This is a genomic window from Mesorhizobium sp. B2-3-13 (assembly GCF_006442195.1).
GTDB classification, from domain to species: Bacteria; Pseudomonadota; Alphaproteobacteria; order Rhizobiales; family Rhizobiaceae; genus Mesorhizobium; species Mesorhizobium salmacidum.
The window spans coordinates 1-20,415 of the sequence record NZ_VFVQ01000021.1; the positions used below are offsets into that span (position 1 = coordinate 1).

Consider the following 20,415-nt stretch of genomic DNA (forward strand, 5'->3'; position numbering starts at 1 on the left):
GTACCGCGCTCGGTGTAGATCGAGGCGCCATAGACTGTCTTGCCGTCGACCTGCCGCTTCTGGAAGAATTCGGCGATCTGCTTCAACTGGTCGAAGGTCGTAGGCGGGCCGAGGTCCCAGCCATACTTCTCCTTGAACTCCTTCTGCAGCTCGGGCTTGGAGAACCAATCCTTGCGGTAGGTCCAGCCGACAACGTCGCCCATGGCCGGCAGCGCCCAGTAATTGGGCGTGTTCTTCGGCCATTCCGAATAGCCGACGACGGTCGCCGGCACGAAGTCGTCCATGCTGATCTTCTCCTTGTCGAAGAATTCGTTCAGCTTGACGTAGTGGCCGTTCTCGGCCGCGCCGCCGATCCACTGGCTGTCGCCGATGATCAGGTCGCAGAGCTTGCCGTGTGAGTTCAGCTCATTGAGGAAACGGTCGGCATAGTTGGTCCACGGCACGAATTCGAATTTCATGCCGATGCCGGTTTCCTTGGTGAAATCCTTGGACAGTTCGACAAGCGCGTTGGCCGGGTCCCAGGCGGCCCAGCACAGCGTCAGGTCTTCAGCGTGCGCGGCGTTCGAGACGGCTGTCGACGCTGCGATCGCCGAGGTCAGTCCCAACGCCAGTTTCAATCTCGATTTCATGCCTTCCTCCCATTTGTGAAACACGCCCGGATGGCGGTCTCAAGAACCTCAACCTCTCTCCTCAGAGGCCCAAACATGGCGGCATCGTTGCGCCGCGGATGTTTAGTAATTTGTTTAGTGATGCAATTTTTACTAAACAAGGCAAGCGAATTCGTTGCTGCGCCGCAACATGCTGAAGCCGGTCTCTGAAAACGTTGGGAAAAGCGCCGAAGGCCCGGTCGGATGAGCGCGGATTGTGGACGCGTCCGAAACGTCAGTCGACCCGCTTGGTGCTCACCATCACCGTCCGGATCGGCGGCGCCGGCGGCAGCAGCGCGCGGATGTCGCCGAATGGAAACGTCGGCTCGAAGCGGAAGGCTTCGGCCAGCGAGCCTTGCGCGCCATTGCATTGGCCCGAGCGAAAAAGGTTCTGCGTCAGCGCGATATCGACGAAGCGATCGGGGTCCTGCGACTGATGCATGCGGATCGCCCTGGCCTTGATATCGGCATGAGAGGAAACATCGACATAGTGGGTCGGCGAGAACCCGGTGCCGCCCATCGTGTCGGCATGCAGCACGGGGACGTCGAACGACGCAGCGATGCGCACGCCGTCCGACAGCGCGCGATGGTCGGCGTGATAGTCGTTGGGCGCGTGCGTGATCACAAGATCCGGCCCGATTTCGCCGATCAGTGTTTTCAGCGCATCGATCAGCGCGGCGTCGGCCACCAGCCCGCCGTCGGGAAAATCGAGGAAGCGCACCGCCGCCCCCAGCAGCGCGGCCGCGGCCATCGCTTCCTCACGGCGGACACGAGCCAGGACAGCGGGATCGCTCTTGCCGCCCCTGGCACCATCGGTGGCTACGGCAAAACTGAGTTCCGCGCCTTGCGCGGCATAGGCGGCCATCGTACCGAACATGAAGATCTCGATGTCGTCCGCATGCGCACCGAGCGCCAGTATTTTCAACTTTCTCTCCCCGGAAATGAAAAACGTACCGAACGGAATCCTGCTCGCCCCGATCGCCTATGCAAGCTATTCGGGCAGCGATGCCGTTATCAAGAGCCTGGGCGGCCAATTCACGGTGTTCGAGATTGGCTTCTTCTCGACGCTGTTCGCCTGCTGCTTGGTGCGCGAGGAAGCGCGGCTGGGTACGGTGCGTTGGAATCCGTTTGCGCGAGCCCGGCTTTGACCGGCGCGACTTTCACGAGTTGCACGGCGCCCGCGACCGCTGATATGCGATCGCAATGACGACCAGACCCTTGCCGGAGCTTCCGGTATCCGCCGTGCTGCCGGAGCTGAGCGAGACGCTCGGCTTTGGCAACAGCGCCGTGCTGGTGGCACCGCCCGGTGCCGGCAAGACCACGCTGGTGCCGCTGGCGCTGCTCGATGCGCCCTGGCTGGGCGCGGGCAAGATCGTATTGCTCGAACCGCGCCGGCTTGCCGCCCGCGCCGCGGCGCGCCGCATGGCCGAATTACTGGGGGAAGAGCCCGGCGCCACGGTGGGCTATGCCATGCGTATGGAAAACCGCACCTCGGCGCGGACGAAAATCCTGGTCGTCACCGAGGGCGTGCTTGCGCGCATGATTCTGGACGAGCCTGAGCTGCCCGGCGTTTCGGCCGTCATTTTCGACGAATTCCACGAGCGCTCGCTCGACGGCGATTTCGGTCTCGCTCTCGCCCTCGATGTACAAGGCGCGCTGCGGCCGGATCTGCGTCTGCTGGTGATGTCGGCAACGCTCGACGGCGCACGGGTCGCGAAACTCCTGTCGGGCGCGCCGGTGATCGAAAGCGAGGGCCGTGCCTTCCCGGTCGATGTCCGCTACGACGAACGGCCGGCCGGGATGCCGATCGAGGATGCCATGGCCAAGGCAATCCGCTCCGCGCTTGCCGACGAGAGCGGCAGCGTGCTTGCCTTCCTGCCTGGCCAGCGCGAGATCGAGCGCACCGCCGAGCGGTTGGCCGGCAAGGTCGGCGCCGACACCGATATCGTCCCGCTCTATGGCCAGCTCGACGGCAAGGCGCAGGACGCGGCGATCAAGCCGGCGCCGGCGGGCCGCCGCAAGGTGGTGCTGGCGACCTCGATCGCCGAAACCTCCATCACCATCGACGGCGTGCGCGTCGTCATCGACTCCGGTCTGTCGCGGCTGCCACGCTATGAGCCGGCCAGCGGCCTGACACGGCTGGAGACAGTGCGCGTCAGCAAGGCTTCCGCCGACCAGCGCGCCGGCCGCGCCGGCCGTACGCAGGCCGGCGTCGCCAATCGGCTGTGGCGGGCTGAGCAGACGGCGGCACTTCCCGCCTTCACGCCGCCGGAAATCCTCGAGGCGGACCTATCCGGCCTCCTGCTCGACTGCGCCGCCTTCGGTGTCGCCGATCCCAGGACGCTCGCTTTCCTCGATCCGCCGCCGGCTCCCGCGCTCAAAGAAGCAAGGGCGCTGTTGCGCGCACTCGATGCCATCGACGAGGCAGGCCGCTTGACGGACGCGGGCGCTTCGATGCGCAAGCTCGCTCTGCCGGTACGGCTGGCGCATATGGTCGCCGAGGCGGCGAAGGCCGGACAGGCGCAGGAAGCAGCCATGCTTGCCGTGCTGCTCACCGAGCGTGGCCTCGGCGGCGACGGTGCCGACCTCGAACGGCGGCTGATGCGCTTTCGCGGCGAGAAATCGCCGCGTGCCGCGTCGGCGCGCCAGCTTGCCGAGCGCCTGGCCAGTCAGGCAGGCGGTGCGAAGACCAGCGGAGCTGTTCCAACCGGAACCCTGCTCATCCATGCCTGGCCGGACCGCGTCGCCAAGGCGCGCGGCGAGCGCGGCCGTTTCGTGCTGGCCAATGGCTCCGGCGCCATGCTCGATGCCGCCGATCCGCTGGCGGGTGAACCCTTTCTGGTCGTCGCCGACCTGCAGGGCAAGGCGCAGAATGCCCGCATCACGGCGGCGGCGGCAATCGGCGAGGAGGACATCCGGTCGACGCTTGGCAACAAGATCGAAACGCGCAGGCAGACGAGTTTCGACCGCGAGCGCCGCGCCGTGCGGGTGCGCGAAACCGAGTGCCTCGCCGCCATCACGCTCGTCGAACGCATGCTGCCGGCGCCGGCCGGCGCCGATGCCGACCGCGCCATCATCGAGGCCTTGCGCGAGCATGGGCTTTCCCTTTTGACCTGGAGCAAGGAGGCTCAGACGCTGCGCCAGCGGCTGTCCTGGCTGTACAAAGGCTTAGGCGCGCCCTGGCCGGACATGTCGGATGAAGCACTCATCGGACGCCTCGACGACTGGCTGCTGCCGTTTCTGTCCGGTGCGGCATCCCTGGCCGCCATCGACCCCGGCACTGTCCCGGCCGGGCTGGCGTCGCTCGTGCCGCACGACCTGCAGCGCAAGGTCGAGACGCTGGCGCCGACCCATTTCGACGCTCCGTCGGGCAGCCACGTGCCGATCCGCTACGACGGCGAATGGCCGGTGCTGGCGGTCCGCGTCCAGGAACTTTTCGGCCTCGACCGCCATCCTTCGATCGCCAACGGTACCGTGCCTTTGAGGCTCGAATTGTTGTCGCCGGCGCACCGGCCCATCCAGACGACGCGCGACCTGCCCGGCTTCTGGCGCGGCTCCTGGGCCGATGTGCGTGCCGACATGCGCGGCCGCTATCCCAAACATGTCTGGCCGGAAAACCCGCTACTCGCCGCCGCCACCGCCCGCGCCAAACCGCGAGGGACCTAGCCTTGGGGATAACGCACGCCTTGGCGATTGGCGCCCATCATTTCGTCATCCACGGGCGAAGCAAGGAGCGTAGCGACGCAGCGTAGACCCGAGGATCCATGCCGCGACATCAAGGCTGCGACGGTGCAGAATTCTGCTCCGTTGCACGCTCCGGCTAAGGTCACGGCATGGATCCCAGGGTCTCCGCGACGGAGCTTCGCTCCTGCTTCGCCCAGGGATGACGAAGTTGGGGAGGGCTCGGGCTGACAGCGCTACTGGCGCTATTCCTCCCACGGCTGTAATCCATTGCCATGATCAACATCCTGAACACGCCCGATTTCCAGCAGAGCCAGCGACTGCGCCTCAACACGCTGATCCGGCTGCGCTGGCTGGCCATTGTCGGACAGAGCGTGACGGTGCTCGTCGTCGCTTACGGCCTGAAATTCCCGCTGCCGGTCAGCCTGTGTTTTGCCCTGATCGCCTGTTCGGCCTGGATGAACCTGTTTCTGGCCTTCCGGTTTCCGGCCGCGCACCGGCTCACTCCGTTCGCAGCCTTCGGCATCCTGATCTTCGACAGCCTGCAGCTAGCCGGGCTGCTCTATATGACCGGCGGCCTGACCAATCCGTTCTCGCTGCTGATGACCGTGCCCGTCGTCATTTCGGCAACGTCGCTGCCCCTTCGCCTCACCGCCATCCTTGGCGGGCTGGTGATGATAGCGGCGACCTTGCTGGTCTTCCGCCATCTGCCGCTGCCCTGGCCTGAGGACGCGCCGCTGGCGATGCCCTTCGTGTATGTCGCCGGCATGTGGATGGCGGTGCTGTCGTCCATCGCCTTCACCGCCATGTACGCTTTCCGGGTGGCCGCCGAAGCCCGGCTTCTGGCCAACGCGCTCGCCGCCACCGAACTGGTGCTGCAGCGCGAGCAGCACCTTTCCGCGCTCGATGGCCTGGCCGCCGCCGCCGCGCACGAACTCGGCACGCCCCTCGCCACCATCACGCTGGTCGTCAAGGAAATGGAGAAGGCGCTCGGCACCGATCCGAAATACGGGGAAGACGTGAAGCTGCTGCGCTCGCAGAGCGAGCGCTGCCGCGAAATCCTGAAGCGCCTGACCAGCCTGTCGTCCGAAGGCGAGGCGCATCTGTCCCGCCTGCCGCTGACCTCGCTGGTCGAGGAGGTCACCGCGCCACATCGCGACTTCGGCATCTCGATCAAGCTTCGTCCGGGCGAGCGGACCGGACCGGAGCCGGTCGGGCGGCGCAATCCGGGTGTCATCTACGGCCTCGGCAACCTGGTCGAGAACGCCGTCGATTTCGCCCGCAAGAGCGTCACCATACGCTGGAGCTGGGACGAGGCGATGGTCTCCTTCTCGATCACCGATGACGGCCCGGGTTTTCCGCCCGAGATCATCGACCGCATTGGCGAGCCCTATATGTCGACACGCCAGGGCAATGAAGCCGGAGGCGGCCTCGGGCTCGGCCTGTTCATCGCCAAAACATTGCTCGAACGGTCTGGCGCCACGCTCGATTTTCGCAATTCGAGCGGCCTCGGCGAAGGGGCCGTGGTGCGGATTTCCTGGCCGAGGAGCGTTTTCCTGAACCCGGAAACGGCCCCGGCGACGATGTTTGACACTGCGTAATTGGACAATAGCCCCGCAAAACTATATCTGCGTAAAAATAAGGCAGCAGGAATTTTCGAGACGATGACAGGCGATGAAAACAGTGGGCCTATGGTTGAAGGCGAGGATACCTCGCTTCTGATCGTCGATGACGACAAGCCGTTCCTGACCCGTCTGGCCCGTGCCATGGAAACCAGGGGTTTCGTGGTCGAGACGGCGGAGAGCGTCGAGGAGGCCGTGGGCAAGGCCCGCGCCAATCCGCCCGCCTATGCGGTGGTCGATATGCGGTTGGGCGACGGCAATGGCCTCGACGTGGTCGCCGCCATCCGCGAGAAGCGCGAGGATTCCCGCACCATCATCCTGACCGGTTACGGCAACATCGCCACCGCGGTGACTGCGGTGAAACTCGGCGCCGTCGACTATCTGTCGAAGCCCGCCGATGCCGACGATGTCTTTGCGGCACTGACCCGCACCACCGGCGAGCGCGCCGCCCCACCGGAAAACCCGATGTCGGCCGACCGGGTGCGCTGGGAGCATATCCAGCGCGTCTACGAGATGTGCGAGCGCAATGTCTCCGAGACCGCGCGCCGGCTCAACATGCATCGCCGCACGCTGCAGCGGATCCTCGCCAAGCGCGCGCCGCGCTGAGAGACGTCGACTCCGGGCAATTGGCGTAAGGCCACCCGAGCTTCGTCATCCTCGGGTCTGCGCCGCGTCGCTACGCTCCTTGCTACGCCTGTGGATGACGAAGCGATGTCGGTCGATTTCCCAAGCATACGATATGCCTGTGAACTCATACGAAACTAAGGCGCCTTGCATCGTCAACGGCACCTGCCATCATTGCAAACAACGTTGGCTGCCAGGCTAGGTAACGGAGGCAAAATGCAGGATTTGAAGCAACGGCCGGTTTCCGTCTTCCGCGAGTTCCTGGACAGCGAGGCGGCTGGCGGCATTATCCTGATGGTGGCGGCGGCCCTTGCCCTGATCGTCGCCAATTCGCCGCTTGCCGAAACCTATTTCGCCGTTCTCCACGCCTATATCGGCCCGCTCAGTGTCTCGCACTGGGTCAATGACGGGCTGATGGCGGTGTTCTTCCTGCTCGTCGGGCTGGAGATCAAGCGCGAGATGCTGGATGGCCAGCTCTCGACCTGGCCGCGCAGGATGCTGCCTGGCATCGCCGCGGCCGGCGGCATGGTGGTGCCGGCTCTGGTCTATGTCGCCATCAACGGCAGCAATCCGGCCGCACTGTCCGGCTGGGCGATCCCGACCGCCACCGACATCGCCTTCGCCCTCGGCGTGCTGTCGCTGCTCGGCAGCCGCGTGCCGGCCTCGCTGAAGGTCTTCCTGACCGCGCTTGCCATCATCGACGACCTCGGCGCCGTCATCATCATCGCCATCTTCTACACCAGCGGTCTGTCGCTGGCCTACCTCGGCGCGGCCTTCGTCGTCATTGCCGTGCTTGTCGTGCTCAACCGCATGCGGGTGATGAGCCTGGTGCCTTATCTCATGCTTGGCGCCATCCTGTGGGTGCTAGTGCTGAAGTCCGGCGTCCATGCCACGCTGGCCGGCGTAGCACTTGCGCTCACCATTCCGCTCGAACGCTCCGCCGGGATCGGCCACGATCTCGACCGTTCGCCGCTGCACCGGCTCGAGCATGGCCTGCACAAGCTGGTGGCGTTCATCGTCGTCCCGATCTTCGGCTTTGCCAATGCCGGCGTTTCGCTTGCCGGCCTGAGTTTCGGCGCCTTGATCGAGCCGCTGACGCTGGGCGTCGCGGCCGGTCTCGTCGTCGGCAAGTTGGTCGGCGTGTTCGGCTCCTCCGCGCTCGCCATCCGCTTCGGCCTCGCCGATCTGCCGGCCCATGCCGGCTGGTCGCACATGATCGGCATCTCGCTGCTGTGCGGCATCGGCTTCACCATGAGCCTGTTCATAGGCCTGCTCGCCTTCGCCAGCGACGTGGCGCTGCAGGACGCGGTCAAGGTCGGCATTCTCGCCGGTTCCTTCATCGCCGCGCTGCTCGGCGCCGCGGTCCTGCTGATGGCGCCGGCTGCGAGTGGAGTGGAAGGGACGGAGGAGTAGCAGTTCCGGGCTGGAGCATCTGACAGTTGCGGGCGTCAATTTCAGGGCCGCGATTACTCGCTCTCCCCCTCCAGTGCCGGCACCGCGACCCCCGCGAGTTCCGCCGCCAGAAGCCGCGAAGCACCCGCACGCGCGATACGCAGCATCAGCGCCTTGCGCGTTGCCGCCGCCATGTGATGCTCCGGCGCATCGCGCAGGATTTCGGCGCCATATCCGTCGGAGAGAATGAAGCCGCATTCCTCGGGAAAGATTTCGGCCGGCACGCCCGGATGGGTGGCAAAGAAAAAACGGTCGGAATGCAGGCGATAGTCCGGCCACTTGCGGTCAACGCGAAAATCCTCGATCGAGGATTTGATCTCGATGATCCAGATTTCGCCCTGCCGCGTCAGCGCCACGAGGTCGGCGCGGCGGCCGGTGGCCAGCGACAGTTCAGGCAACACATGGGCGCCCATTTGCATCAGCAGCCGCTGCACGCCACGCCGCACCAGCATGGCGCGCTCGGACTGGCGGCCGTCGATCAGAGGGTTCAGGGGAATCGGGGAGATGATTGGCATGGCAGGCACCATGCCAGATTTTGTTCACGGTTTGAACCCGTTCGATTCTTATTAAGGCTGGCTAATTTAAAGCGACGTGATACCGGTTTCCACAGGCTACGGCTGGATAGCGCCGCCTGACTTGTCGACAAGCCGGTCGGCTTCACCACTTTGATTAGCGCTCACTAATATGCTATAGGCAAATGGTGAGGGGCTAGTTCCATGAGACAGTCGCTAAGACACATTGCATTGGCATGGCTCATTCTGCCCGGCGATGCAGACGCTCACGATTGGTATACAGGCAAGACTGATCCCGTCCTTCACTATAACTGCTGCGGAAACAAAGATTGCCACCCGATCAGTTCCGACTACGTCAGGATGACGAAAGACGGTTATTTCGTCAGGATGCCGCGCCCGGCTTACTTGAATGAGCCCCAGGAACCGGAGTGGTTTATCCCCCGAGAACGCGTCCAGACTTCGCCTGATGATCAATACCATATCTGCGAGCGATTGATGACGTTTTACCGGACGATCATTCCTCACTTGAAATTTGAGGCCTATTACCGGTTCAGATGGACGTGCTTCTTCGCGCCGCCGGGGACGGGTTCAATCCAGTCGGATTGAACCCGGCAAGGGCTTTCTGTCATTGGGTCTGTCAAATATACAACCGCCTTTTAGAAGGCGATTGTATATTTGACAGACCCATCCTCGTTTAAGCGCCGGGCCGCGAGGCCGATTTGTCTGATTTGTACGATTTCACCTACGCGGCTTGCGAGCTACTTTCACTAGGGATACGTTTCGGTTTCGCCATGGAGCATTTGCCATGCACGAACTCGATGAAACGAAAATGCTGATCCAAACCGCCAAGGACAAGCACGCCAACTGGCTTGTCGACAAAACCGGAATCACCCTCAGCCAAGCACGCGAGCTTATCGATTTGCTTGGCGTTGGCAGTTTGCCATCGCTGGTGCGCGAAGCTCTCTTGCTGGCGAAAAAGTAGCCGAAGGCTGTTTGGTCCGTTTGCTGGATAAGACCGGAATTTTGTACGCATTCGGACATGCCATTGCGAACAGGTCCGCTTAGGAACATGCTCAAGCTTCACCGGCTCGTGCCCTCAAAAGCCGGCGTACGGCCCGGCCTGCGGGATCCTGTGTCACACGATGAGCAGGCCGGGCTGTTGTCCTTTGTGCGTGGTGCCTGATGACTGACAATTTCGGTCACGCCTTCGAGATGGCCATGATCCTCGTCATGGCCCTTGCGGCGATTGGGATCATCCTAGTTGTCATGGGAATCTTCTGAAGGACGCTATTTCCCGGAGCCATCGGGAGCTATCTGAAAAAGCCCCGGCGCTTGGGCCTGCACCGGGGCTTTCGACACGTACGAGCTACATCAGCATGTCCGCTTATGAGCATGTGCTGATATGGTGAAGAAAGGGTGAATAGCCGTCTAATCTTCGCCTTGATCCCGCTTCCGACGCACCAGTTCCTTTATCTGTTCCTGGGTCAGCTTCAGTGCATGCGCGATCTTCTTTACGATAGCCTCCAAGGCTGCGTCGGACTGGTCGGCTTTCAGTTCGCGCGCGGCTTCTCTAAACTTGTCGATCTGCGGCTGCGACGGTTTCTCAGGCGTCTGTGGCGGGCTTTTTATTGGGTTTGAACAGGGCTGGGTTGGCGCACCCTTCGTATCAAGGCAAGGAGGAGACGCTGTGAGCCATCCTCCTCGCTTTGGGATAGTGTGGGGGGCGATGACGCAAGGTTAGGGGTGCCTAGTTCCCCGCCGCTTAAAATCACCTTCGACAAGCAGAACGATAATACTCCGACCACGGCAGACATTGCGGCACTTTCTATGATGCTGCGCGGATCGTCACCGTTGAAAATCATGTACACGATATGGCCGAGAAAGACGCCAACCGCCCCTCCGCGTCCATAGCCTAAAATCCTCTGATCCATGACGCGCACCATATCAGCACGTCCTCAATTCGCCATCGGTCTATCAACTATAGGCTTTTAGGCGGCGATTATCTGGTAGCCAAACCAAAAGCGAAATTGGAAGACATTCAGGACAGACCGGCAACCCAGCAAACCCGAAGAACCACTACCGCTGCCAGAAGCCACGGTGCACCGAGACCAGCTCGTCCGCAATTTCGGGGAAGGGGCCGTGAACCTCGATCTTCTTCTGTCCAGAGCCGAGCACAACGCGCGAGGACAGGTTCATCGTCGGGTTTTCGGGATGGTCGCTAGTCAGCGCGAGAAGCTCGATCTCCTCGAAGCCATAGACCAGCCGGCCGATATTCGCCCAGTAGAGCGTTCCGGTGCACATCGCACAGGGCTCGCCGGTTGAGACCAGCGTGCATGTCCACAGAAACTCAGGCGAATAGGCTGCCGCCGCGCGCCGTGCAAGTTCGGTCTCGGCGTGATGAATGGTATCGATATTGCCTTGGCGCATGAGGATCGCGTCGTCGGGGCCGACCAGCACGGCACCGAACGGATGATGGCCGTGCGCGGCAGCCTCGCGAGCGACCGCATCGGCGGCGCGAAGGTAGGCGAGCATCTGGTCGCGGGTCATGCGCTCTCTCCGGCTTATACGTTACGTTCATATTAGAGCGTGCAACATACTACACGAACCAATGCTGGCGGCCTTCACGGAAGTGTGCAAAGGCCACTCGCACCGTCGACAATCACAGGGGCAAGACGGGGCTTTCGAAGATGCGGGCTGTCATCTGGTTTGCCGTCTTTCGCCGCTTTCGCCCAGGCCACCTTCCTCAATACGAGGTCTATCGCTCCTGCGATGGGGTTTGTCGCTGACTCACGCCGCCCCCGCCATATCATCCAGGATCGGGCAGTCCGGCCGCTCGTCGCCATGGCAGGCGTGAACGAGCTTCTGCAGCGTCGAGCGCATCGATTGCAGCTCGCGCACCTTCTCCTCGATGGCCATCACATGGGCGGCAGCGATCGCGCGCACGTCCTGGCTGGCGCGGCCACGATCCCTGTAGAGCGCCATCAGCTGGCGGCAATCGTCTATGGAAAAGCCGAGATTGCGCGCGCGGCGCAGGAAGGCCAGCCGATGGATGTCGTCGCCCGAATAGTCGCGGTAGCCATTGGCGGCGCGCGCGGGCGCGATCAGGCCGATTTCCTCGTAGTAGCGGATGGTCTTGGCCGGCAGGCCTGAGCGGTGGGCGGCGTCGCCGACATTCATGGCGGGTCCTCGATTTTGCGGGCCTGCGATTCAGGCCCATTGAATTTCCTTGACAATCCGGCGAGGTATGTTGCCGAAATGCCATAGTGATACGCATACCAGCATGTAAGTCCCCGCATATAGGCATCGTGTGCTTGGCAAGCAAAGCAAATGCCAGCATGAATGATGATGAGAAAGCGGCCGACTCGTGCCGCTCTGGTTTAGGCGGGGCACCGGATCACCACATGCGCATGAAGTCGCTTGCAATAATCGCCGCACTGGCGCTGTCCACCGCTATTGCCGGTTGCAGCACCATCGGCGGGCAGATCTTCTCCAACGACTACGGCGCGGTGACCGATGCCGGTTACCAGCTGCCGCGGATCCCGATCGAGAAAGTGCCTTCGAAGTACCATCGCCAGGAAGTCAACTACGACACCAAGGAAAAGCCGGGCACCATCATCGTCGATACGCAGAACAAGTTCCTGTACTTCGTCGAGGGCGGCGGCCGGGCCATCCGCTACGGTATCGGCGTCGGCCGCGAAGGCTTTGAATGGCACGGCACCGCCCATATCGCCATCAAGCGCGAATGGCCGACCTGGACACCGCCCTCGCAGATGATCAAGCGCCAGCCCGAACTCGCCAAGTTCGCCGGCGGCATGGATCCGGGCCTGAAGAACCCGCTTGGCGCGCGCGCCATGTACCTGTTCAACAAGGGCGGTGACATGGGCTACCGCCTGCACGGCAGCCCCGAATGGAACTCGATCGGCAAGGCGATGTCGTCGGGCTGCATCCGGCTGATGAACCAGGATGTCATCGACCTCTACGACCGCGCCGAGGTCGGCGCCAAGGTCATCGTTCTTTAGGCCATGATGCCGGAAAGCCCCGCTTTTTCGGCACATCGTGGTTAAACTGGAAGTCGCCTTTCATACGCGGACCGTCTAGGCAACAACGGACGTCCCAAACAGAAAACCGGGCAATTCGGCCCGGTTTTTTGTTGTCTGTCGGCAGGGAACTGGCGGTTAGGAGACCTGTTCGACCTGCTGCACTTCCGGCACGAAATGGCGAAGCAGGTTCTGGATGCCGTGCTTCAGCGTCGCCGTCGACGACGGGCAACCGGCGCAGGCGCCTTTCATGTGCAGGAACACGGTGCCGTTCTCGAAGCCGCGGAAGGTGATGTCGCCGCCGTCCTGGGCGACCGCCGGGCGCACGCGCGTGTCGAGCAACTCCTTGATGGTGATGACGAGCTCCTCGTCGGCCTTGGCGTAGAATTCGCCCGTCTGGCTGGTCTCGGCGGCGGGGCCCGCCTTGGCCATGACAGGCGCGCCGGACATGAAGTGCTCCATGATGGCGCCGAGGATTGCCGGCTTCAGGTGCTGCCAGTCCGGGCCGTCCTTGGACACGGTGATGAAATCATAGCCGAAGAACACGCCGGTGACGCCGGGGATTTCGAACAGCCGGCCAGCCAGCGGCGAGGCCGTCGCCGCACTGTCGGCATCGCGGAAATCGGCGGTACCTTCGAGCAGCACTTCCTTGCCGGGCAGGAATTTCAGCGTCGCCGGATTGGGCGTCGACTCGGTCTGGATGAACATAGCCGTCTCCATGCCCGTTTTGGGCAACTAGTTTGGAATAGTTCTAAATAGGCTCTATCGGCTGGACATTCAAGCGAAACGCGTCGCCGGAACGGCTGGCTGGCGGAATGTTTTTGCCGGCTGGGGAACTGGATCCCGGGCGGGCCTCAGGCGAGGCTGTCGATCTCCTCATCCGACAGGTTCTGCGGCACCACGGTCACCGGGATCGGAAAGGCCGCACCCTTGCCGGCCACGGCACCGACCAGCGGTCCGGGACCTTCCTTGCCGGCGCCGGCCGCCAGCACCAAGATGGCGATATCCTGGTCTTCCTCGATCAGTTTATGGATCTCTTCCGTAGGCTTGCCTTCGCGCACGACCATCTCCGGTTCGATGCCGAGCTTCTGGCGCACCTTATTGGCGTAGCCGTCGAGCGCCGCGCGCGCCGTGGCGTTCGCCTCCTCGCGCATGATCTTCTCGACGCCCAGCCAGTGCTGGAAATCGTCCGGTACGATGACATAGAGCAGCACCAGCGTGCCGCTGGTGCTCTGCGCCCGCTTCGAGGCGTAGGCGACGGCGCGTTCGCATTCCGGCGTGTCATCGATGATCGTCAGGAATTTCCTGCGATGACCGGCTTCGCGGCTGAGACGTTTGGAGACCATGTCTACCTACTCGGTAACTTTTCGGCCGCAATCTGCCACTGCGGCAGGCCGGCGGCAAGCCGTCGGCCGCAGGCCAGTATGTCTTGGCCGGTATGAGGCGGCGCGTTGACGATCGGGCTCAGCCCTGCAGCAGCCCGACAATGTCGCGCACCGTCTTCATTGTCGTCTCGGCAAGCACGCCGGCGCGTTCGCCGCCGTCCCTGAGCACGGCGTCGACATAGGCCCGGTCGCCCTGGATGCGGCGCATCTCGCCGGCGATCGGCGCCAGCTTCTCCACCGCGAGATCGGCCAGCGCCGGCTTGAAGACGGAGAATTGCTGGCCGCCGAATTGCTTCAGCACATCGGCCTTCGACATCTCCGCGAGACCCGCATAGATGCCGACCAGGTTCTCCGCCTCGGGCCGGCTTTCCAGCCCGTCGACCTCGCTCGGCAGGGCCTCCGGGTCGGTCTTGGCCTTGCGGATTTTTTTCGAGATGGTGTCAGCATCGTCGGTCAGGTTGATGCGCGACAGGTCCGATGGGTCGGACTTCGACATTTTCTTCGATCCATCGCGCAGGCTCATGATGCGCGCCGCCGGCCCGCCGATGACCGGTTCGGTGATCGGGAAGAAGCCGTTCACCGTCTCCTCACCGACCTGCATCTCGACGCCGACGCCAAGACCGGCAATGCGGGCGGAGAAATCGTTGTTGAATTTCTGGGCGATGTCGCGGGTCAGTTCCAGGTGCTGCTTCTGGTCCTCGCCCACCGGCACGTGGGTGGCGCGGTAGAGCAGGATGTCGGCCGCCATCAGCGAGGGATAGGCGAGCAGGCCCAGCGAGGCATTCTCGCGGTCCTTGCCAGCCTTGTCCTTGAACTGCGTCATCTTGTTCATCCAGCCGATGCGCGCGACGCAATTGAAGATCCAGGCAAGCTCCGCATGCTGCATCACCCGCGACTGGTTGAAGACGATGTGCTTCTTCGGATCGATGCCGGAGGCGAGGAACGCCGCGGTGATCGACCGCGTCTGGTCGGCAAGATCGTCATAGACGAGCTGGGCGGTCAGCGAATGCAGGTCGACGACGCAATAGATGCAGTCGGACGTATCCTGCAGGGCGACGAATTTCTTGATGGCGCCGAGATAGTTGCCGAGATGCAGATTGCCGGTCGGCTGGACACCGGAGAAGACGAGTGGCTTGAAGGCGGACATGGTTTCCTCATGGCTTGTGGAGGGCCGTATAAGCGTGATTCCGAAAAGTTGCAGACTTTTCGGAGCCAATCACGCGGCTGGAAACCGCGCGCGGCGAAAGCCTTGCGACGGCGCGCTTATGGACGAGAGTGGGAAGAGGATCAAGAGGCGTGAGATCGCTCTGCGACCATGTTGATTCATTTTTGTAGTGTGCTACGTATCAATAACTATACAAATGAATGTAGGTACTGCGATGACCATCAACATCAACAACAAGGAGGCGGACAGCTTGACGCGCGCCTTCGCCAAGGTCGAGGGAGTCGGCCTCACTGAGGCGATCGTCATCGCCATGCGCGAAGCCCTGGAGCGTCGGCGTAACCGAGAGACACCTCTTGAGACGGCTGCACGACTCCGTGCCGAATTCGGGATCGAGCTGAGCGAGCAGGCACGCAATCCGCTGCCGCGCTCGGTCTACGACGAATTGTCCGGCGAAGACTGATGTTCGTCGACGCAGCCGCTATCGTCGCGATGCTGAGCCAAGAGGCCGAAGCTCCACGCTGCTCGCAAGCGATCATGGAGGCGCCGGCTCCTTTCACGTCGGCGATCGCCGTCTGGGAAGCCTCGATGGCGCTTTCGCGATCAGAAAAATTGGCAGTGCCCGTCGAAGTAAGCCTGAGGATAGTCAGTCGTTTTCTTGAAGAGCGAGCTATAGCCTTGCGGGAGCTTCCGCCTGCCTCCGAGGCAACGTCATTGTCCATCGAGGCTGCGTCGCGGTTTCGCAACAACGCCATTCGCCTGAATTTGGCGGACTGTTTCCACTACGCTTGCGCGCGCTACTACGCCGTTTCGATACTTTCGACGGCAGACGAATTCCGGCTTACGGATCTGGAGACTGTTCCTTAGTCGCTGGCGATCCCCTGCGCCCGACATTGCGCCGGATCATACTGAAATCGGCACCGCCGGTGAGGAACGCGGTGACGAAATAGAGCGTAGCTCCGCCCGCCACCAGCGCGAGTACCGTCGTCGCCTTGATGACCAGCGGCGAGCCGGGTCCGAGCCTGACGGCGAAATAATGCTCGGCGAAATAGAGGGCGACCCCCATTACCACCGCCGACAGCACCAGCCGCGGAATGCGCTTCAGGAGCGGCACGTCGCGGCCCCAATGGCCGCGCCGGATCAGCACGGCAAGCAGCATCAGCGCGTTGACCCAGCCGGCGACGGCCGAAGCCACGGCAATACCGGGTGCGCCCATCCTCGGGAACAGCGTCAGCGCCGTGGCGACATTCACCGCCACGGAGATTGCGGCGAAGATCATCGGCGTGCGCGTGTCTTCGCGGGCGAAATAGCCTGGGGTGAAGGCCTTGATCAGCACGAAGGCCGGCAGGCCGAGACCGAAGATCGCCAGGATCGCCGCCACGACAGGCGTTGAATGGTTGGCGGCGAACGCGCCGCGCTCATAGACCAGCCGTACGATCGGTTCTGACATGACCCAGAGTGCCGCCGCCGCCGGCAAGGTCATGAACAGGGTGAATTCGACGGAGCGGTTCTGCAGATTGGCGGCCTCGATCAGGTTGCCTGACTTCAGCGCCCGCGACAGTTCGGGCAACAGCACGATCGCCACCGCGACGCCGACGACACCGAGCGGCAACTGGTAGACGCGGTCGGCATAGGCCAGCGAGGAGACGGCACTGTCCTGCGCCGAGGCGATGGCCGTTCCGATCAGCTGGTTGATTTGGGTGATGCCGCCGGTGATCGCCGCCGGCAGCGCCAGGATCAGGAGCCGCTTCACGTTCGGCGTCATCTTCGGCCGGCGGAAGCCGATCGAGATGCCGGCATTGCGCACCGCCACCCAGACGATGGCAAGCTGCACCACGCCCGCCGCCAGCACGCCCCAGGACAGGGCGAAGCCGACAGCATGTGCATCCAGTCCATGGTACCAGGCGTAGCCAAGCACGCTAATCAGGATGATGTTGAGGAAAGCCGGCGCGATCGCCGCCGCGAAATAGCGCCGCAGTGAGTTCAGCATGCCCGCCATCATGGCTGCGAGCGACATGCAGATCAGATACGGGAACATGATCGTCGCAAGCGTGACGGTCGTCTCGAACTTGCCCGGCGTATCGGCAAAGCCCGGCGCCACCAGATAGCGCACGATCAGCGGCATCGCCAGTTCCATGGCAACGGTCAGCGCCAGGAGCGCGGTGAACAGGACACCGAGCACCTCTTCCGAGAAACGCTTGGCGCCGTCGGTGCCGTGCGTCTCGATCTCCTTGGCGAACAGCGGCACGAAGGCGGCATTGAAAGCGCCCTCCGCGAACAGCCGGCGAAACGTGTTGGGAAACTGGAAGGCGGCGTTGAAGGCGTCCGCGACCGGTCCGGTGCCGAGTGCGGCTGCCATCAGCATCTCGCGGCCGAAACCGAGCGCACGGCTCATCAACGTGCCGGAAGCGACGGTAGCAAATTTCTTGACGAGACTCATGCGTTCGCAAACTACCTGTGGGACTGGGAGAAGGGGATGATGGCCGTCACTCGGCGGCTGCCTTGGACCTGCCGCCGCGTTCCGGCACGATGCCTTCGAGCGTCGCGATCAGCCGGTTGCGGATAGTGGCGATGCGGGCTGGGTTGTCGATCTTCTGGCCGGTGAGGTCGGTGACGTAGAAGGTGTCGATGACCTTCTCGCCGAAAGTGGTGATATGCGCCGAGGCAATGTCGAGCGACAGGTCGGACAGCGTCCCGGTGATCTCCGACAAAAGGCCAGGGCGGTCGAGCCCCTCGACCTCGATGACCGAAAACCGGTTCGACAGCGCGTTGCGGATTTCGGCGCGCGGCGGGATCTTGAACACCTTGGATCCGCGCCTTGGCTTGGTGCGTTTCTCGATCATCTCCGGCAGCCAGCTCTTGCCCGACAGCACGTCCTCGATCAGCCGGCCGACGCGCTCGGCGCGCCGGCGCTCGTCCTCGTCGCGATCGAACTCCCTCGATATCAGGATCGTGTCCAGAGCGCGGCCGTCCGACGTCGTGAAGATCTGCGCGTCGACGATGTTGCCGCCGGCCCCGGCGCATGCCCCGGCAATGACCGAGAGAAGACGAGGATGGTCCTGCGCCAGCACGGTGATTTCGGTTACCGCCTCGAACTGATGGGTCTTGACCATGGTGGCGAGCTTATTGCCAGCCGCGTCCGTCTCGCGAATGAATTCGGCGTGGCGGAGCTGGTCCGGCAGGTCCACGGTCAGGAGATAGTTTTCATAATGCAGCCTGACATAGCGCTTGCGCGCCTTGTCGGGCCAGTCGGCGAGCGCCTCCGCCAGGCGTTCGCGCGCTGCCGCCGTGCGTTGGGCGCGCGAGACTTCCGAAAAGCCGCCGGTCAGCAGCAGTTCGGTCTCGTAGTAGAGCGTACGCAGCAACTGGCCCTTCCAGCCATTCCACACGCCCGGTCCGACGCCCCTGATGTCGCAGACGGTCAGGATCAACAGCATCTTCAGCCGCTCGACCGACTGCACGATCGAGGCGAAGTCCTCGATCGTCTTGCGGTCGTTGAGGTCGCGGGTCTGCGCCGTCATCGACATGACGAGGTGGTTCTCGACCAGCCAGGCGACGGTTTCCGTATCGGCCGGCGAAAGCCCCATATGCGGGCAGATCCGCCTCGCGATCCTGGCGCCGGCCTCGGAATGGTCTTCAGGCCTGCCCTTGGCGATATCGTGCAGCAGCACGGCGACATAGAGCGCCTCGCGGCTCTTCTTCAGGCCCGGCATCAGCGAATGCGACAGCGGATGCACCTTCTCGCCGTCGCCGCGCTCGATCTCGGCCAGCACGCCGATGCAGCGGATCAGGTGCTCGTCGATCGTGTAGTGGTGGTACATCGAGAACTGCATCATGGCGACGATCTTGCCGAAATCCGGGATCAGCCGGCCCAGCAGCCCCGCCTCGTTCATGCGCCGCAGGTTGAGTTCGGCGTTGCGGTCCGAGGTCAGTATATCGAGGAACAGCCGGTTGGCTTCCTCGTCGCGCCTGAGCGACTTGTTGACCAGGCCGAGCGAACGAGTGAGCAGTTTCAGCGCATCGGGATGGAATTCCAGCCCGTGCTTGTCGGCGAACCAGAACAGCCTGAGAAGATTGACCGGGTCGCGCTCGAAGACGCCGTCGTCGGCGATGTTGATGCGATGGTTGTCGACGATGAAGTCGGACGTGCCGGCAAGCTTGCGCTTACGGCGCTGGAAGGTGAGGAAGATGCGGTTGAAGCCGGGAACGTGCTTGGCCTGCTCTTCCTCCAGCGCGGCGCAGAAGATGCGGGTCAGGTCGCCGACATCCTTGGCGACGAGGAAATAGTGCTTCATGAAGCGTTCGACAGCCGACAGGCCGGGATGGGTCGTATAGCCGAGCCGTTCGGCGATCTCGCGCTGGATGTCGAAATGCAGCCGCTCCTCGGCCTTCCCCATGAGGAAATGCATGTGGCAGCGCACCGCCCACAGGAAATCCTCGGCCTTCTGAAACTCACGATACTCGGCCTCGGTAAAGACGCCTTTCTCGACCAGTTCCTCGCCGGTGCGCACGCGGTAAAAATACTTGCCGATCCAGAACAGCGTCTGCAGATCGCGCAACCCACCCTTGCCGTCCTTGACGTTGGGTTCGACCAGATAGCGGCTTTCGCCGGCCTTGGCATGGCGCTCGTCGCGTTCGGCGAGCTTGGCCTGCACATATTCCGGGCCGGTCGTGCGCACCACCTCATGGTCGAAGCGCAGCATCAGCTCGTCATAGAGTTTGCGCTCGCCCCACAGGAAACGGGCTTCCAGGATCGAGGTGCGGATGGTGATGTCGGTGCGCGACAGCCTGAGGCACTCATCGATGTTGCGGGTGGCATGGCCGACCTTCAGCCCCATGTCCCACAGCATGTAGAGCATGTACTCGACTGTTTGTTCGCCCCACGGCGTCTGCTTGTAGGGCAGCAGGAACAGGAGGTCGATGTCGGATCCCGGCGCCAGCGTGCCGCGGCCATAGCCTCCGACGGCAACGACCGCCATGCGTTCGGCCGAGGACCGGTTCTTCACTCGGTATACATGCGTCGCGGCAAAGTCGTAGAGCGCACAGATCAGCTCGTCCATCAGGTGCGACAGCCGTTCGGCGCAAGCGTTGCCGCCGCCATCTTGCCTCAGCATGGCCTCGGCTGTCTTGCGGCCCTCGGCGAGGCGCCCCTTGAGAAGCTGAAGAACGGCAGCACGGATGGCCTGGCTGGAACCGTCGCCGGCACTGGTCGCGGTCAGCGCGGTCATCTCGCGGCGCAAAGCGTCGCCGTCGATCAATTCATCGAGCTTCAGGGAAATTTTCGCCATGGATA

At 63.0% G+C, this 20,415-nt stretch carries 18 protein-coding genes and 1 pseudogene; 9 read left to right on the top strand and 10 right to left on the bottom strand.

All coding sequences use genetic code 11. The features are described from left to right. Together FJ941_RS22780 and FJ941_RS22785 are read right to left on the bottom strand one after the other, a co-directional pair. A partial coding sequence (locus FJ941_RS22780; RefSeq protein WP_140509090.1) for an ABC transporter substrate-binding protein occupies positions 1 to 629 on the bottom strand: 629 nt, incomplete at its 3' end. 253 nt (positions 630 to 882) lie between these two features. Beyond that, positions 883 to 1,572 (bottom strand): PIG-L deacetylase family protein, encoded by a 690-nt coding sequence (locus FJ941_RS22785; protein ID WP_140509092.1) that lies wholly within the window; start codon positions 1,570 to 1,572, stop codon positions 883 to 885. Between the two features lie 16 nt (positions 1,573 to 1,588). Here FJ941_RS22785 and FJ941_RS29755 point away from each other — a divergent pair. From FJ941_RS29755 to nhaA, 5 genes and pseudogenes are all read left to right on the top strand, one after another. Continuing rightward, positions 1,589 to 1,723: pseudogene (locus FJ941_RS29755) on the top strand (EamA/RhaT family transporter); the annotation flags it as partial. A gap of 127 nt (positions 1,724 to 1,850) precedes the next feature. Next, positions 1,851 to 4,313: an ATP-dependent helicase HrpB gene (gene hrpB / locus FJ941_RS22795; protein WP_140509094.1), complete on the top strand. Its 2,463-nt coding sequence runs from the start codon at positions 1,851 to 1,853 to the stop codon at positions 4,311 to 4,313. Between the two features lie 290 nt (positions 4,314 to 4,603). After that, the gene (locus FJ941_RS22800) at positions 4,604 to 5,929 is read left to right on the top strand and encodes an ActS/PrrB/RegB family redox-sensitive histidine kinase (protein WP_181165861.1); all 1,326 of its coding nucleotides are present in this window, start codon (positions 4,604 to 4,606) and stop codon (positions 5,927 to 5,929) included. Positions 5,930 to 5,992: 63 nt separating this feature from the next. Then, a complete protein-coding gene (locus FJ941_RS22805) occupies positions 5,993 to 6,556 on the top strand; it encodes an ActR/PrrA/RegA family redox response regulator transcription factor (protein ID WP_015314185.1) in 564 nt (187 codons plus the stop codon). A 234-nt stretch (positions 6,557 to 6,790) separates the two neighbouring features. Next, positions 6,791 to 7,987 carry a Na+/H+ antiporter NhaA gene (gene nhaA, locus FJ941_RS22810; protein WP_140509098.1) on the top strand — a complete coding sequence of 399 codons (1,197 nt, stop codon included), beginning with the start codon at positions 6,791 to 6,793 and terminating at the stop codon, positions 7,985 to 7,987. A 53-nt stretch (positions 7,988 to 8,040) separates the two neighbouring features. Here the strand turns inward: nhaA and FJ941_RS22815 are convergent, their stop codons facing one another. Next, entirely contained in the window at positions 8,041 to 8,541 is a 501-nt protein-coding gene (locus tag FJ941_RS22815) for an MmcB family DNA repair protein (RefSeq protein ID WP_181169926.1), read from the bottom strand. Between the two features lie 802 nt (positions 8,542 to 9,343). Between FJ941_RS22815 and FJ941_RS29070 the strand changes: the two genes are divergently transcribed. Beyond that, positions 9,344 to 9,520: a hypothetical protein gene (locus tag FJ941_RS29070; protein ID WP_181165863.1), complete on the top strand. Its 177-nt coding sequence runs from the start codon at positions 9,344 to 9,346 to the stop codon at positions 9,518 to 9,520. Between the two features lie 1,094 nt (positions 9,521 to 10,614). Here FJ941_RS29070 and FJ941_RS22820 read toward each other — a convergent pair. Together FJ941_RS22820 and cueR are read right to left on the bottom strand one after the other, a co-directional pair. Next, the gene (locus FJ941_RS22820; protein WP_140509102.1) at positions 10,615 to 11,085 is read right to left on the bottom strand and encodes a nucleoside deaminase; all 471 of its coding nucleotides are present in this window, start codon (positions 11,083 to 11,085) and stop codon (positions 10,615 to 10,617) included. Positions 11,086 to 11,325: 240 nt separating this feature from the next. Next, a complete protein-coding gene (gene cueR, locus FJ941_RS22825) occupies positions 11,326 to 11,715 on the bottom strand; it encodes a Cu(I)-responsive transcriptional regulator (protein WP_140509104.1) in 390 nt (129 codons plus the stop codon). Between the two features lie 224 nt (positions 11,716 to 11,939). Between cueR and FJ941_RS22830 the strand changes: the two genes are divergently transcribed. After that, the gene (locus tag FJ941_RS22830; RefSeq protein WP_027142903.1) at positions 11,940 to 12,557 is read left to right on the top strand and encodes a L,D-transpeptidase; all 618 of its coding nucleotides are present in this window, start codon (positions 11,940 to 11,942) and stop codon (positions 12,555 to 12,557) included. 156 nt (positions 12,558 to 12,713) lie between these two features. Here the strand turns inward: FJ941_RS22830 and FJ941_RS22835 are convergent, their stop codons facing one another. The 3 genes from FJ941_RS22835 to trpS form a co-directional block, all read right to left on the bottom strand. After that, entirely contained in the window at positions 12,714 to 13,283 is a 570-nt protein-coding gene (locus FJ941_RS22835) for a NifU family protein (protein WP_140509106.1), read from the bottom strand. Positions 13,284 to 13,429: 146 nt separating this feature from the next. After that, positions 13,430 to 13,921: a universal stress protein gene (locus FJ941_RS22840; RefSeq protein WP_010913128.1), complete on the bottom strand. Its 492-nt coding sequence runs from the start codon at positions 13,919 to 13,921 to the stop codon at positions 13,430 to 13,432. A gap of 118 nt (positions 13,922 to 14,039) precedes the next feature. Continuing rightward, complete coding sequence (gene trpS / locus FJ941_RS22845; protein ID WP_140509108.1) at positions 14,040 to 15,107, bottom strand: tryptophan--tRNA ligase; 1,068 nt, start codon at positions 15,105 to 15,107, stop codon at positions 14,040 to 14,042. A gap of 232 nt (positions 15,108 to 15,339) precedes the next feature. Between trpS and FJ941_RS22850 the strand changes: the two genes are divergently transcribed. Beyond that, positions 15,340 to 15,585: a type II toxin-antitoxin system VapB family antitoxin gene (locus tag FJ941_RS22850; protein ID WP_140509110.1), complete on the top strand. Its 246-nt coding sequence runs from the start codon at positions 15,340 to 15,342 to the stop codon at positions 15,583 to 15,585. Beyond that, the gene (locus FJ941_RS22855) at positions 15,585 to 15,989 is read left to right on the top strand and encodes a type II toxin-antitoxin system VapC family toxin (protein ID WP_140509111.1); all 405 of its coding nucleotides are present in this window, start codon (positions 15,585 to 15,587) and stop codon (positions 15,987 to 15,989) included. The genes FJ941_RS22850 and FJ941_RS22855 overlap by 1 nt, the downstream gene beginning before the upstream one ends. Here the strand turns inward: FJ941_RS22855 and murJ are convergent. Next, positions 15,964 to 17,562 carry a murein biosynthesis integral membrane protein MurJ gene (gene murJ / locus FJ941_RS22860; protein WP_140509113.1) on the bottom strand — a complete coding sequence of 533 codons (1,599 nt, stop codon included), beginning with the start codon at positions 17,560 to 17,562 and terminating at the stop codon, positions 15,964 to 15,966. The genes FJ941_RS22855 and murJ overlap by 26 nt on opposite strands. 46 nt (positions 17,563 to 17,608) lie before the next feature. Beyond that, positions 17,609 to 20,410 (bottom strand): [protein-PII] uridylyltransferase, encoded by a 2,802-nt coding sequence (locus FJ941_RS22865; protein WP_140509115.1) that lies wholly within the window; start codon positions 20,408 to 20,410, stop codon positions 17,609 to 17,611. Between the last annotated feature and the right edge of the window lie 5 nt (positions 20,411 to 20,415).